Origin of the sequence: Zoogloea oleivorans (genome assembly GCF_008107625.1) — a bacterium.
Taxonomy (GTDB): Bacteria; Pseudomonadota; Gammaproteobacteria; order Burkholderiales; family Rhodocyclaceae; genus Zoogloea; species Zoogloea oleivorans.
In genome coordinates, this window is sequence record NZ_SDKK01000003.1 from 87685 (window position 1) to 101716 (window position 14032).

Below are 14032 nucleotides of genomic sequence, written 5' to 3' on the forward strand. Positions count from 1 at the left end.
TGTCTTTTGGTTTTACATTCTTCCCATGCTCCGAGTCCTCGTTGTCGATTCCTCCCGCGAGCGCGCAGCCGATGTTTGTGCGGCAGTGGCGCTTGCCGGGCATCAGGTGGCGGCGGTGCTTACCAACGCCTTTGATCTGTCCGATCAGGTGCTGGCTACCAAGCCCGACGTGATCTTCATCCAGGCCGATTCGCCGAGTCGCGATACCCTGGAGCATCTGGCCATCATGAACCGGGACTGTCCCCGGCCGGTGCTGCTTTTTTCCCAGGATACCGACTCCGCCATGATCCGCCGGGCCGTCAAGGCCGGCGTGTCGTCTTACGTCGTCGATTCGGTGCCGCCCGAGCGTCTGGATGCATTGGTCGAGGTGGCCATTGCCCAGTTTGAGGAGTTCCAGCATCTGCGCACCGAACGGGACGATGCCACGCGCAAGCTGTCGGAGCGCATCGTCGTGGATAAGGCCAAGGGCCTGCTGATGAAGGCACGTAGCCTGACTGAGGACGAGGCTTATCACGCCTTGCGCAAGCTCGCCATGGAGCGGGGTCGCAAGCTGGCCGACGTGGCCCAGGACGTGATCGACATGGCCAGTTTGTTACTCTGAAAGAGGTAGGGTTTTTAAGAGGGTGCCTTGAATCGGGGCGGAAACGGGCAGCCGTTTCCGCCCCGATTTCTTTTGCTGCGGCCCTTTTGGGCGGAAGGTGGTCCGGAATGGTGCCAAAGCAGTGCGTGCTGCACTGCACCAGTGCATGAGTGTGGGTGGAAATCGATACCTATTTGGGGGTATGTCTTTCCTTGATCTTGAATTTTTGATTTAAATCAATGAGTTGATTTTTTTGGCACGCTCCTCGCTAAGAGAGCGTTGAAGTTGGGCCAACGGCGGCCCGGCTTGATCAGGCGATCAGACTTGGACAAGGGCGTCCATCCTCTGCGGTTTTTTTTGCAGAGCGATGTGACGCCCTCTTTTTTTTGCTTTTTTGGATCTGGGGCGAGCTATGAGCGAGCAATTCGACGATACGTTTCTTTCCCGCCGCGGCTTTCTGAAGGCTGGGGCAACCCTTGGAGGTATGGCAGCAATGGGTACGATGCTCCCCGCTGGTGGTGCATGGGCAGCCGGTTCGGACAAGCCGGAGCTGGAGGAAGTCCGGATCGGCTTCATTCCGCTGACCGACTGTTCGTCCGTAGTGATGGCCTCGGTGATGGGCTTCGACAAGAAGTACGGCATCAAGATCACCCCGACCAAGGAAGCGTCCTGGGCGGGTGTGCGCGACAAGCTGGCCAACGGCGAAATCCACGCCGCCCACGTGCTGTATGGTCTGGTTTACGGCCTGCACCTGGGTATCGGTGGGCCGAAGAAGGACATGGCCGTGCTGATGACCCTCAACAACAATGGCCAGGCGATCACCCTGTCCAACGGCTTGAAGGACAAGGGCGCGACCGACGGTGAGTCCCTCTCCAGGGTCATCGCCAAAAAGGAGAAGGAATACACCTTCGCCCAGACCTTCCCGACCGGCACCCACGCCATGTGGCTGTACTACTGGATGGCCGCCCACGGCATCGACCCGTTCAAGGACGTCAAGAACATCGTTGTGCCGCCCCCGCAGATGGTTGCCAACATGCGCGTCGGCAACATGGACGGCTACTGCGTCGGCGAGCCCTGGAACCAGCGCGCCATCGTGGACAAGATCGGCTTCACCGCCGTGACCAGCCAGGACATCTGGCCCGACCATCCAGAGAAGGTGCTGGGCGCGACCGCCGAGTTTGCTGCCAAGTACCCCAACACCGCCCGGGCGATGATCTGCGCGATCCTTGAAGCCTCCAAGTGGATCGATGCCAGCGCCGCCAACCGCAGCAAGACGGCCGAAACCGTGGCCGCCAAGAGCTACGTAAATACGGACGTGGATGTGATTCGCAGCCGCATGATCGGTCAGTACGAAAACGGCCTCGGCAAGAGCTGGTCGGACAAGAATCTGATGAAGTTCTACAACGACGGCCAGGTGAATTACCCCTACCTGTCCGATGGCATGTGGTTCCTCACCCAGCACCGTCGCTGGGGCCTGCTCAAGCAGGATGTGGATTACCTGGCCGTGGCCAAGGCGATCAACAAGACCGATCTGTACAAGCAGGCCGCCAGCATCGTCGGTGTGCCGGTTCCCAAGTCCGACTTCCGCACGTCCAAGCTGATTGACGGCGTGGTGTGGGACGGCAAGGACCCGAAGAAGTACGCCGCCGGATTCAAGATTCACGCCTGAGCTGCCGGGGGGCGAACGTGTTTTGCTCCCCAACAGAAACATGGAGATCAACATGACTACAGCAACCCTCACGTCCGGCCTCGTTGCCGTCCGGCCTGAAGCCGAGGCTGGCCCTGCAGCCCGGAGCGAAGTGACTACCGCCAAGGAAACCGACATGGCTGCAACTTCTGCTGCAACCCCCGCGCCGGCAAGCGCGCCCGACAACTCCGTTTCTTTCGGCGAGCATTTCAGCAACTTCATCCGCGCCGTGCTGCCGCCGCTCATCGGCTTTGCGCTGGTGATTGGCGTGTGGGCCCTGGTGGCCATGAAGTCCGCCGATTTCCCCGGCCCGGCTAAAACGCTTGATGCGGCGGTCGTGCTCTTTTCCGATCCGTTCTACCAGAACGGGCCGAACGACCAGGGCATCGGCTGGAACATCCTGTCGTCGCTCAAGCGCGTCGCCATCGGCTTCGGCTTTGCGGCGCTGGTGGGCATTCCGATGGGCTTCATCATCGGGCGCTTCGCCTTCATGAACAGCATGCTCGAACCGATCATCAGCATCCTGCGCCCGGTGTCGCCGCTGGCCTGGCTGCCGATCGGCCTGATGGTCTTCAAGGCGGCCGATCCGGCTTCCACCTGGACCATTTTCATCTGCTCGATCTGGCCGATGATCCTCAACACCGCCCAGGGCGTGCAGCGCGTGCCGCAGGACTACCTCAACGTGGCGCGGGTGCTCAACCTGTCCGAGTTCAAGGTCATCACCAAGATTCTTTTCCCGTCGGTGCTGCCCTACATGCTGACCGGCATCCGTCTGTCCATCGGTACCGCCTGGCTGGTCATCGTGGCCGCTGAAATGCTCACCGGCGGTGTCGGCATCGGCTTCTGGGTGTGGGACGAATGGAACAACCTGAAGGTCGAGCACATCATCATCGCGATCTTCGTGATCGGCATCGTCGGCCTGCTGCTCGAACAATTCCTGCTGCTGATCGCCCGTCGCTTCAGCTACGGCGGCAACACCTGATCCCGGATCGAGGAGAACCCCCATGAACGCAATCGTCAAAGTCGAAAACGTCGGCATGTCCTTCGAAACCAAGAAGGGCTCCTTCATCGCGCTGCAGGATGTCAATCTGCAGATCCGCACCGGTGAGGTCGTGTCGCTGATCGGCCACTCGGGCTGCGGTAAATCCACGCTGCTCAACCTGATCGCCGGCCTCACACTGCCCACTTCGGGCGTCATGCTGTGCAATGGTCGCGAGATCGCCGGCCCCGGGCCGGAGCGGGCAGTGGTCTTCCAGAACCATTCCCTGCTGCCCTGGCTGACCTGCTTCGAGAACGTCTATCTGGCGGTCGAGCGCGTCTTCAGCACCAAGGAAGGCAAGGACAAGCTCAAGGCGCGCACCAGCGAGGCGCTCGAAATGGTCCACATGACCCACGCCGCCCACAAGCTGCCCCACGAGATTTCCGGTGGCATGAAGCAGCGCATCGGCATCGCTCGGGCCTTTGCGATGGAGCCGAAGATCCTGCTGATGGACGAGCCCTTCGGTGCGCTGGATGCGCTGACCCGTGCGGCGCTGCAGGATGAGCTGATCGGCGTGATGGCAAAGACCGGCGCCACCGTGGTGATGGTGACCCACGACGTGGATGAGGCGGTGCTGTTGTCGGACCGCGTGGTGATGATGACCAACGGTCCGGCGGCGACTATCGGCGAGATTCTGGAGGTGAAGCTCGAGAAGCCCCGCAACCGCCTGCAGCTGGCCCACGATCCGCACTTTGCGGAATGCCGGGCGGCGATTCTCGAGTTTCTGTACCAGAAGCAGATGAAGAAAGCCGCTTAAGCCGGCGGCTTTCTCCCTTACTTCAGCGGGAAGCCCCGTTTGTTGAGGGCTTCCACCAGCCGGTCACGGCCGGACAGCGCGGCGCCATCGCGAACGCGCTTGGCGGAGTGGTTGGACCAGGTGCCGCGCACCTTCATGTTCTGGCTGGTGTAGAAGGCGCGCATGGCTTCGTCGTACTGCTCGAGGCCGGCGGCCTGGGCGGGCAAGGAATAGGTTTCCTGGTGCAGTACCACCGATTGCGCCGGACGCGGCTTGACGCTGGCCGGTGCCTGCGGGTCAGGCGTGCCGAGGCACAGGCCGAACATGGCGACCACCCGCGTCGGCAGTTGCAGCTCGGCAGCCACTTCCTCGGGCTTGTTGCGCATGGCGCCGATGTAGACGGTGCCGAGGCCGAGGGATTCGGCGGCCGTCACGGCGTTCTGGGCGGCGAGGGCGGCGTCGATCACGCCGACCTCGAACATCTCCAGGTAATCCAGTGCGCTGCTGGGTTCGCCGAGTTTGTTGGCAACCTGCTCCAGACGGGCCAGATCGGCCAGCCAGACAAGCAGCAGCGGGGCTTTGTGAATGTGTTCCTGATCGCCGGCGAATTCGGCCAGGCGGGCCTTGCGAGCCGGGTCACGCACCGCCACCACGCTCCAGGCGTGGAGGTTGGATGAACTGGCGGCAGACTGGGCGGCGGCGATGATGGCCGCGAGGGTATCGTCGCTTACCGGATCGGGCAGGTAGGCGCGCACCGAACTGTGGGCCAGAAGGTGGTCAATGACCGGCGAGCCGGCGTCGGGTACGGCCACATCGGGCGAGCCATAGCGGGCCTGGTAGAGAGAGGCGCGGGTGTTCATGGGGTTCCTTGCTGGACTGGCGACGAGGCGGGGAGCCGGCCTGGCTCCCCGCCTCGGAGAATGCGTATTTTAGCGCCATCCGGCCGGGCTGGCCCCGCCTGCTTATGGCCTCAGTTGCTGCGGGGCCGGCGGCTGCGGGTGGTCGATGCCGTTTCGATCGACTCATCCGACTCAATGGCCAGGGCCTCGGACACCTGACGAACCTGGTCTTCGACCAGATCGGCCCCGCGGGCCGCCGCGTCGGTCAGTTCGTTGAAACCGGCTTCGGCATGACGCACGGCGCTTTTCATGTGGTCGATGGCAGCTTCACCGTTGGCGTCGGCGCTACGGGCGGCGCGGTCCATCTGCTTCATGAAGGCCTGGTCGAGTACGGCCATCTGATCGCGGGCCATCTGCAGGACGGCCTGGTGGGCCTCGCCGATGATCTCGAAGTACTCGCGAACGCGCACGGCGGATTCGCTGCGCCATTCGGCGATGCGCTCCAGCGAGGGCGTACCCGGCTTCAGGTTCTTGTTTTCCGCCAGCTCTTCCAGGTGATTACGGCCTTCGTCGAGGGCCTGGCGGCCGGCGCGGAGGGCCAGTTCGGCCAGTTTTTCGGTGGCCTCGACCCACGCACGGGATGCGTTGTGAAGGTTATCGATAGTGGCGGCGCGGGTCTGCTTGATGTCGCTGGGGGACAGGTACATGGCGATCTCCTGGGGTGACTGGGGGCACTTCAGGCTAAGCCCTGGTGGTTTCAGCGCCATGACAGCCAGCTGTTGACCGTGGGGTGGGGAACCTCAGGGTAAAGTGTTTGCCTGATGAGCATGAGCGAGCACGGAGGAAACACCATGAACTGGCTGCAGCGGCTGCCCGGGAGCCGCAAGGAAATTCCGGGGTTCGAGTGGCGCCTGCTGCGCAAGCTGCCTCTGATCACCTTGGTCGGCACGCTGCTGCCGGCTCTTTACGCGCTGAACGCGCGGGTTTTCGATGGCGGGCTGAGTGATGCGGTAGTGCTGAAGGCGGTCCAGTCGGCGGATATCGTGGCCATTGCCACGGTGGTACTGCACTGGACGGTGGTGTTCACGCTGGCCATTGGCTGCGTGATTGTCATGGTGATGAAGGGGCACGGCTATATCGCTGACGCCTACCCGCTGCAGGAGCGGGAAGCGCCCCTGGAGTGAAGTGTGCCCTCAGCGCTGCGGCAGGAAGGGCGGCCGGCCGGTGCTCGCGTAGCCTCCGTCGATCTGCTCGTTGATGACGCGCCAGATGGGCTTGACGAAAAAGCGCAGGTTTTTGACGATGGCGTTCACGTCCATCATGGATGGGACACGAATCCCCCGATGTTCTACCGGGCCGCCGATCTGGGTGATCTTGACGCCGAGTTTGGCGAAATGGTCGGCCAGGCGTGGTTCGGTGAGCACGAAAAGCGTCTCTATACCTTCCCGCTTGGCGAGGGCGACGATGGCCAGGTAAAGGCCGATGGGGATGTACGGGAAGCGGGGCTGGTCCTTGGTCCCGAAGTCGTCATCGCTGAGGGCGAGGGCGGACTTGGTTTCCCCTTTGCGACGCCGGTAATGGTGGCGCACGGCCAGTCGTGACACTTCGGCGATGCTGCCGCGGGGCTGGCGGGCCGGATCGATGATGGAACGATCAAGCGTGGCGGCACAGGTGCGCTCGAAGGGCAGGGGGTAATCCGGCTCTTCCGGGCGGGCGACGACCAGACGGTTGCAGCCGACGAGATTGACCGGCGCGGTGGATGTGCGCATCAGGCAATGCAGGCTGTGACGATCGTATTCGTCCGTCTCCATGCGGTCGGGGCGCACGGGCTCGAAGCCGAGTTCCTCGCAATACACTTCATGGCGTATGCCGAAGACTTCATTGCGGCTGGTTTCATCGAACGCAGTGGCAACCTCGAAATATTTCTTGAATCCTTCGCCGAGGCTGAAGCGGTCAAGTAGCGACATGATGCGTCCTTGTGTAATCGAGCAGTCTTGCAATGTAAGTATACGACCGGAAAGCGCGAAACCTTGAAAACATGGCATTGCCACGCTGATTGACTGAAGGTTACCACCTTCATGATTATGGTATATCAGGTATCGGCGTGCCGCGGCTGGGCCGTGTCGAACTGTCGTATCATTGTGTTTCCCTGTCTGACGGAGACATTCAGCATGTCCAGCAGCGCTTTCCAGTATGACGAAGCCTTTTCCCGCAATATCGGCTGGGTCACCCAGGCTGAGCAGGCAGCGCTGCGGGGCAAGCGGGTGGCGATTGCCGGCGTCGGCGGGGTCGGCGGTGTGCATTTGCTGACCCTGGTGCGTCTGGGGATCAGTGCCTTTCATATTGCCGACATGGATACGTTCGACCTGGTGAACTTCAATCGCCAGGCCGGGGCGATGATGTCGACCATCGGGCGCCCCAAGGCCGAAGTCATGGCCGAGATGGCGCGGAACATCAATCCCGAGGTGGACATCCGCATCTTCGACAAAGGGGTGGATGCCGACAATCTGGGCGAGTTCCTCAAGGGCGTCGATCTGTATGTAGACGGCCTCGATTTCTTTGCCTTCGATGCCCGCCGCCATACTTTCCGGGCCTGTCAGGAACGGGGTATCCCCGCCGTGACGGCCGCGCCCCTGGGCATGGGCACGGCGGTACTGAGCTTCCTGCCGGGCAAGATGTCCTTCGAAGAATATTTCCGCCTCGACGGTTGCGATGAGGACGAAATGGCCGTGCGCTTTCTGCTTGGCCTGTCGCCGGCGATGCTGCAGCGCGGCTACCTGGCCGATCCGTCGCGGGTCAATTTTGCCGAGCGTCGCGGCCCCAGCACTATCGCCGCCTGTCAGTTGTGTGCCGGCGTAACCGCCGTTGAAGTGCTCAAGATCCTCCTCGGTCGCGGTGACGTGATCCACGCGCCGTGGGGCTTTCAGTTCGACGCCTACCGCAACCGCTACGTTAAAACATGGCGCCCGGGCGGCAACCGCAACCCGATCCAGCGTATCGGGCTGTTCATCGCCCGTCGTCAGCTGCGCGCCATGCGTGGCTGAACCCTGCTGCAGATACCCGACCCGATGAACCACGCGCACGGCCCCGCCTGCAGCCATGGGCACGCCCATCACGAGCACGGTCACGGTCACGGCCATCATCACCATCATGGCCCGGCGTCCTACGACCGGGCCTTCGCCATCGGCATCTGCCTGAATATCGTCTTTGTCGTCATCGAAGCCTTTTACGGCTGGCGTTCGGATTCCCTCGCCTTGCTGGCTGATGCCGGACACAACCTGTCGGATGTGGCCGGGCTGATTCTGGCCTGGGGGGCTGCGCTGGCCGGGCGCCTGCGTCCGACCCATGTGCGTACCTATGGCTGGCAGCGGGCCTCGATTCTCGCCGCACTGGCCAATGCGGTGCTGCTCCTCGTGGCCATGGGCGCTCTGGCCCTTGAGGCCGTTCAGCGCTTCAGTGCGCCCGAGCCGGTGGCGGGCTGGACGGTAATTGTGGTGGCGGCCATCGGCGTGGTGGTCAATGGCATCACCGCGGCCCTGTTCATGGCCGGCAGCAAGGACGATCTCAACATCCGCGGGGCCTTCCTGCACATGGCCGGCGATGCGCTGGTGTCGCTGGGTGTGGTGGCGGCCGGGGCGCTGTATCTCAAGTTCGGCTGGGTCTGGCTCGACCCGCTGGTCAGCCTGGCGATTGCTGTGGTGATCGTGCTGGGCACCTGGGGCTTGTTCCGCCAGTCCCTGCACCTGGCCTTCGATGGCGTGCCGGAGAGCATCGATCTCATCGAAGTTCATGCCTGGCTGCGCAGCCAGCCCGGCGTCAGCAGCGTGCACGACCTCCATGTGTGGGCGCTGGGTACGTCGGACGTGGCGCTCACCGTGCACCTCGTGATGCCCGCCGGCCACCCCGGCGATGCCTTCTTCAAGACGCTGGCCCACGATCTGGAACACCACTTCCGCATCCAGCATCCCACCATCCAGATCGAGATCGATGGCCTCGACGACGGCTGCACGCCGCCCGCACGACTGAGTTGATTCCGGAAGACTGAAACATTTTCTTCATTTGACGCGTTTCAATATTTCGACAATACTCGAATTATGGAAACGTTAAATGCAGCCGAATCCCTTGCCGCCCTTGGTCACGAGACGCGTCTCGCCATCTTCCGCGCCCTTGTGCAGGTCGGGCCGGAAGGCCTCAACGCCGGTGCGATCGGCGAGAAGCTCGGCCTTGCGCCAGCGACCCTGTCCTTCCACCTGTCACACCTGAGCCGGGTCGGCCTGATCCGCGGGCGACAGGAAAGCCGCTTCATCTTTTATTCGGCGGACTACAGCGCGATGGACGATCTGATCGCCTTTCTGACCGCCAACTGCTGCCAGGGCGATACCTGCCTGCCAAAAACCGCCAGCTGCGAAAGCACCGACAAGCGCCGGAGCGCTAAACCTGTTTGCGAAGGAGAGTCCTGTGAGTGAACGCATCTACAACGTACTTTTTCTGTGCACTGGCAATTCGGCGCGCAGCATTCTCGCCGAGGCCATCCTCAACCAGATCGGCAAGGGCCGCTTCCGTGCCTACAGTGCCGGCAGTCATCCGGCCGGCAAGGTCAATCCCTACGTCCTCGACATGCTGGCGGCCCAAAACCTGCCGGTGGCCGACCTGCGCAGCAAGAGCTGGGACGAGTTCGCGCTGCCCGGCGCCCCAGCGCTGGATTTCGTGTTTACCGTTTGCGACAACGCCGCCGGCGAGGTTTGCCCGGTATGGCCTGGTCAGCCGGTCTCGGCGCACTGGGGCATCGAGGATCCGGTGGCCGTCGAGGGTGACGACGCGGCCCGGCGTCACGCGGTGCACACCGCGCTGCAACTTCTGAACCGCAGGATTTCCGTCTTTATCAACCTGCCCTTTGCCAAGCTCGACAAGATGGCCCTCAAGCAGGAAGTCGACAGCATCGGCCGCCTGCGGGAGCAGGGGCAATAAGCCGTTTTTTGGACCCTCGCAATGACACCCACCGTACTCGTACTGTGCACGGGCAACTCGTGCCGCTCCCAGATGGGCGAAACCATCCTCAACCATGACCTGGCCGGCCAGGTGCGGGCCCTGTCGGCCGGCACCGTGCCGCAGCCGAAAGTGGCCGACGGCGCCATCGAAGCGCTGAAACTCGCCGGCCTGCCCACCGACGGGCTACACCCCAAGCTGATCGACGCCGTTTTCGACGAAGCCATCGACCTGGTGGTGAGCGTCTGCGACAACGCCAAGGAAAGCTGCCCGATCTTCCCGCGCCCGGTGAAGCGCATTCACGTGCCTTTCCACGACCCCCACGGGGAGCCGCTGGAGAGCTTTGTGGCGGTGCGTGACGAGATCCGCCGCGTGCTGGTGCCGGCCGTGCGCGAAGCGCTGGGTCTGGCCGAGGTGTCGCAATGAGCGCCCAATGTGAAGCCACCCTGAAGGCTGCGGCCGGCGCACCGATGAGCGTTTTCGAGCGCTACCTGACAGTGTGGGTCTTTCTGTGCATCGTCGCCGGGGTGGGGCTTGGGCAGCTCGCGCCGGGTGTCTTCCAGGCCATCGGGCGAATGGAGTTCGCCCAGGTGAATTTGCCGGTGGGCCTGCTGATCTGGGTGATGGTCATTCCGATGCTGGTGAAGGTGAATTTTGGCGCCCTGCATGAGGTGAAAGGCCATATGCGCGGCATTGGTGTGACGCTGTTCGTGAACTGGCTGGTCAAGCCTTTTTCGATGGCCTTCCTGGGCTGGCTGTTCGTACGCAACGTGTTCGCGCCGATGCTGCCGGCCGATCAGCTCGACAGCTACATCGCCGGGCTGATCCTGCTGGCGGCGGCACCGTGCACGGCGATGGTCTTCGTGTGGAGCCGCCTTTCCAACGGCGATCCGCTGTTCACGCTATCGCAGGTGGCGCTCAACGACACGATCATGGTGGTGGCCTTTGCTCCGCTGGTGGGTTTCCTGCTCGGTATCTCGGCGATCACCGTGCCGTGGGACACGCTGATCATCTCGGTGGTGCTCTACATCGTGATTCCGGTGATCCTCTCGCAGGTGTGGCGCAAGCTGCTGCTGGCAAAGGGGCAGGCGCATTTCGATGCGGCGATGGAGAAGATCGGCCCGTGGTCGATCTGCGCGCTGCTTACCACGCTGGTCCTGCTCTTCGCCTTCCAGGGCGAGGCCATCCTCAAGCAGCCGCTGGTCATTGCGTTGCTGGCGGTGCCCATCCTGATCCAGGTCTTCTTCAACTCGGCGCTGGCCTACTGGCTGAACCGGGCGGTCGGCGAGAAGCACAGCGTGGCCTGCCCGTCGGCGCTGATCGGCGCCTCCAATTTCTTTGAACTGGCAGTGGCCGCGGCCATCGGCCTGTTCGGTTTCGAGTCCGGTGCAGCACTGGCGACGGTGGTTGGCGTGCTTATCGAGGTGCCGGTGATGCTGCTGGTGGTCAAAGTGGTGAATTCCAGCAAAGGCTGGTACGAAAGGAGTCCCGCATGAAAAAGCTTGAAGTGTTCGACCCGGCGATGTGTTGCCCGACCGGCGTGTGTGGCGTGGATGTAGACCCGGCGCTGGCCCAGTTTGCCGCCGACCTGAAGTGGGTCGAGGCGCAGGGCGTGGCGGTGGCCCGTTACAACCTCGGCCAGGAGCCGCAGGCCTTTGCGGCCAACCCGGCGGTGATCGCCGAGATGCAAGCCGGCATGGAGCGCCCGCCGATCCTCGCCGTGGATGGCCAGATCGTGTCCACCGGCCTTTACCCGACCCGCGCCCAGCTGGCGCAAAAGCTCGGCCTGGTGGCCACTGCCGACAAGCCGCGCATCCGCATTCCGGTGGTCGGTGGGTGTGAGCCCGGCTCCGGCTGCTGCTGAGGACGCGACCATGGCTTTGCCCGACGTCCGTACCCGTTACCTGTTTTTCACCGGCAAGGGCGGCGTCGGCAAAACGTCCCTGTCCTGCGCCACCGGTCTGGCCCTGGCCGAAGCCGGCCAGCGGGTGCTGATCGTCAGTACCGACCCGGCCTCCAACCTCGACGAAGTCCTCGAAACGCCGCTGGGCGCGACGCCGACGCAGGTGCTGCCGGGCCTCTTCGCCCTCAATATCGACCCGGAAGCCGCCGCCGCAGCCTACCGGGAGCGCATGGTCGGGCCTTACCGGGGCATCCTGCCGGACGCGGCGATCCGCAGCATGGAGGAGCAGTTCTCCGGCGGCTGTACCGTCGAGATCGCCGCCTTCGACGCCTTCGCCGAACTGCTCGGCCTGCCGGCCCGCACGGTGGATTTCGATCACGTCATCTTTGATACCGCGCCCACCGGCCATACCCTGCGGCTGCTGACTCTGCCTTCCGCGTGGTCCGAATTCCTCGACACCAACGCGGGTGGTGCGTCCTGCCTCGGGCCGCTGTCGGGGCTCGACAAGCAGAAGGATCTCTACGCCGCTACGGTGGCCGAGCTGGCCGATCCGGCGCGCACCACCGTCGTCCTCGTCGCCCGTCCGGAAGCTGCGGCCTTGCGCGAGGCCGAGCGCACCCGCGCCGAACTTGCCGAACTGGGTGTGCGTAACCAGTGGCTGGCGGTGAATGGGGTGTTCGTCGCTGGCAGCGGCGATGCCATTGCCGGCGCCATGAGTGATCGTCACGCCGGGGCGCTGGCGCACATTCCCGTCGGACTGAATGAACTGCCGCGCAGTGAAACGCCCTTCGTGGCCCGCGGCATGGTCGGGCTGGCAGCGCTGCGGGCGGCGCTGCAGCCGGTTGGCATGGCGCCGGAGGCCTGCGCGATGCCGGATGTGGCTTTGCCCGCCGGCCTGGCGCCTCTCATCGACCAGCTGGCCGCCACCGGCCACGGGGTGGTGATGACCATGGGCAAGGGCGGCGTCGGCAAGACGTCTGTTGCCGCTGCGCTCGCCCTGAGCCTCGCCCGGCGTGGTCACAAGGTGCTGCTGACGACTACCGATCCCGCGGCCCATCTGTCGTGGACGCTGGAACAAGCCGAGCCGAACCTGCGCATCGGACGCATCGATCCGGCTGCCGAAGTCGCCCGCCACCGGGACGATGTGCTGGCGAGGGCCGGCGCCGATCTGGATCCGAATGCCCGCGCCATGCTTGAAGAAGACCTGCGCTCCCCGTGCACCGAGGAAATCGCCGTTTTCCACGCTTTTGCCCGTACGGTGGAGGAGGGGCGCGACGCCTTCGTGGTGCTGGATACGGCACCCACCGGTCACACCATCTTGTTGATGGATTCCGCCGAGGCCTATCACCGGGAGGTGCTACGCACCCGCGGCGACATGCCCGAGGCTGTGCGCCAGTTGCTGCCGCGCTTGCGCGACCCGGATTTCACTCGGGTGCTGATCGTGACCCTCGCCGAGGCCACGCCGGTGCACGAGGCCGAGCGCCTGCAGGCGGATTTGCGGCGCGCACAGATCGAGCCCTTTGCGTGGATCATCAACCAGAGCCTGCTGGCCAGCGGCACGGTCGATCCGGTACTGGCCGCGCGCGTTGGCTACGAGGCGCCGTTCATCCGGCGCGTTGGCGAGTTGGCCATGCGGGTGGCGCTGGTGCCGTGGCTGGCCGAAGCGCCGGTCGGCGGCGCAGGTCTGGTGGGAATGGTGAAAGCGTAGGTGAGGCCTGTGGGTCGGACTTCAGTCCGACCCACAGTTCAAGCGCGGAGCGCCTTTGCCAGAAAGCGGTCGAGCGCCCCGCCAAACGCCTGCCGGTCGGCCTGGCTGAAGGCGTTGGGGCCGCCGGTCTGCACGCCGCTGCTGCGCAGTTCCTCGAGGAAGTTGCGCATCGACAGGCGCTCGGCGATGTTGGCGGCGGTGTACATCTCGCCCCGCGGATTGAGGGCGTGGGCCTGGCGTTCGAGCACGGCCGAGGCCAGCGGAATGTCGGCGGTGATCACCAGGTCGCCGGCGGCCAGCTGGTCGACGATGTGGGCGTCGGCCACGTCGAAGCCCGACGGCACCTGAATGGCCCGGATGAAGCGCGACGGTGGCGTGCGCAGCATGCGGTTGGCGACCAGGACGGTGTGAATCTCCAGCCGCTCGGCGGCGCGAAAGATGATTTCCTTGACGACCACCGGGCAGGCGTCGGCGTCGATCCAGATCTGCATGGCAAGAGGCTGCGAGTGGGGGTGAGCGGAGTCTACTCTCCCGAGTCTGCCCGGTAGAACGTG

Annotated in this window: 17 protein-coding genes; 13 read left to right on the plus strand and 4 right to left on the minus strand. The window is 63.9% G+C overall.

Features of this window, described 5'->3' with window-relative positions:
* Positions 1–25 precede the first annotated feature (25 nt).
* From ETQ85_RS03615 to ETQ85_RS03630, 4 genes are all read left to right on the plus strand, one after another.
* A complete protein-coding gene (locus ETQ85_RS03615) occupies positions 26–601 on the plus strand; it encodes an ANTAR domain-containing response regulator (protein WP_148577688.1) in 576 nt (191 codons plus the stop codon).
* Between the two features lie 391 nt (positions 602–992).
* Entirely contained in the window at positions 993–2249 is a 1257-nt protein-coding gene (locus ETQ85_RS03620; protein WP_148577689.1) for a CmpA/NrtA family ABC transporter substrate-binding protein, read from the plus strand.
* 52 nt (positions 2250–2301) lie between these two features.
* The gene (gene ntrB, locus ETQ85_RS03625) at positions 2302–3249 is read left to right on the plus strand and encodes a nitrate ABC transporter permease (protein ID WP_148577690.1); all 948 of its coding nucleotides are present in this window, start codon (positions 2302–2304) and stop codon (positions 3247–3249) included.
* Positions 3250–3271: 22 nt separating this feature from the next.
* Positions 3272–4063 (plus strand): ABC transporter ATP-binding protein, encoded by a 792-nt coding sequence (locus tag ETQ85_RS03630; protein ID WP_148577691.1) that lies wholly within the window; start codon positions 3272–3274, stop codon positions 4061–4063.
* A gap of 17 nt (positions 4064–4080) precedes the next feature.
* Here ETQ85_RS03630 and ETQ85_RS03635 read toward each other — a convergent pair whose 3' ends face one another.
* A complete protein-coding gene (locus ETQ85_RS03635) occupies positions 4081–4902 on the minus strand; it encodes an NADPH-dependent oxidoreductase (protein ID WP_148577692.1) in 822 nt (273 codons plus the stop codon).
* 110 nt (positions 4903–5012) lie between these two features.
* Positions 5013–5588, minus strand: a complete 576-nt coding sequence (locus tag ETQ85_RS03640; protein WP_187394571.1) for a phasin family protein — start codon at positions 5586–5588, stop codon at positions 5013–5015.
* A gap of 144 nt (positions 5589–5732) precedes the next feature.
* Between ETQ85_RS03640 and ETQ85_RS03645 the strand changes: the two genes are divergently transcribed.
* Positions 5733–6065: a hypothetical protein gene (locus ETQ85_RS03645; RefSeq protein ID WP_148577694.1), complete on the plus strand. Its 333-nt coding sequence runs from the start codon at positions 5733–5735 to the stop codon at positions 6063–6065.
* A gap of 9 nt (positions 6066–6074) precedes the next feature.
* Here ETQ85_RS03645 and ETQ85_RS03650 read toward each other — a convergent pair whose 3' ends face one another.
* Complete coding sequence (locus ETQ85_RS03650) at positions 6075–6848, minus strand: PEP-CTERM/exosortase system-associated acyltransferase (protein ID WP_148577695.1); 774 nt, start codon at positions 6846–6848, stop codon at positions 6075–6077.
* A gap of 204 nt (positions 6849–7052) precedes the next feature.
* On the opposite strand from ETQ85_RS03650, the gene ETQ85_RS03655 reads away from it, so the two are divergent.
* The 8 genes from ETQ85_RS03655 (at position 7053) to arsA (ending at position 13478) form a co-directional block, all read left to right on the plus strand.
* Positions 7053–7925 (plus strand): ThiF family adenylyltransferase, encoded by an 873-nt coding sequence (locus tag ETQ85_RS03655; protein ID WP_148577696.1) that lies wholly within the window; start codon positions 7053–7055, stop codon positions 7923–7925.
* Positions 7926–7949: 24 nt separating this feature from the next.
* Positions 7950–8912 carry a cation diffusion facilitator family transporter gene (locus tag ETQ85_RS03660; RefSeq protein WP_148577697.1) on the plus strand — a complete coding sequence of 321 codons (963 nt, stop codon included), beginning with the start codon at positions 7950–7952 and terminating at the stop codon, positions 8910–8912.
* A 63-nt stretch (positions 8913–8975) separates the two neighbouring features.
* On the plus strand, positions 8976–9347 hold the full coding sequence (locus ETQ85_RS03665; protein ID WP_148577698.1) for an ArsR/SmtB family transcription factor: 372 nt from the start codon (positions 8976–8978) through the stop codon (positions 9345–9347).
* Positions 9340–9849 (plus strand): arsenate reductase ArsC, encoded by a 510-nt coding sequence (locus tag ETQ85_RS03670; protein ID WP_148577699.1) that lies wholly within the window; start codon positions 9340–9342, stop codon positions 9847–9849. Before ETQ85_RS03665 ends, ETQ85_RS03670 begins: the two co-directional genes overlap by 8 nt.
* A gap of 21 nt (positions 9850–9870) precedes the next feature.
* Entirely contained in the window at positions 9871–10293 is a 423-nt protein-coding gene (locus ETQ85_RS03675; RefSeq protein ID WP_148577700.1) for an arsenate reductase ArsC, read from the plus strand.
* The gene (gene arsB / locus ETQ85_RS03680; protein ID WP_148577701.1) at positions 10290–11363 is read left to right on the plus strand and encodes an ACR3 family arsenite efflux transporter; all 1074 of its coding nucleotides are present in this window, start codon (positions 10290–10292) and stop codon (positions 11361–11363) included. The genes ETQ85_RS03675 and arsB overlap by 4 nt, the downstream gene beginning before the upstream one ends.
* A complete protein-coding gene (gene arsD / locus ETQ85_RS03685; protein WP_148577702.1) occupies positions 11360–11731 on the plus strand; it encodes an arsenite efflux transporter metallochaperone ArsD in 372 nt (123 codons plus the stop codon). The genes arsB and arsD overlap by 4 nt, the downstream gene beginning before the upstream one ends.
* A 10-nt stretch (positions 11732–11741) precedes the next feature.
* Positions 11742–13478 carry an arsenical pump-driving ATPase gene (gene arsA / locus ETQ85_RS03690; RefSeq protein WP_148577703.1) on the plus strand — a complete coding sequence of 579 codons (1737 nt, stop codon included), beginning with the start codon at positions 11742–11744 and terminating at the stop codon, positions 13476–13478.
* Positions 13479–13516: 38 nt separating this feature from the next.
* On the opposite strand, the gene ETQ85_RS03695 is transcribed toward arsA, so the two are convergent.
* Complete coding sequence (locus tag ETQ85_RS03695; RefSeq protein WP_148577704.1) at positions 13517–13969, minus strand: YaiI/YqxD family protein; 453 nt, start codon at positions 13967–13969, stop codon at positions 13517–13519.
* Positions 13970–14032 lie beyond the last annotated feature (63 nt).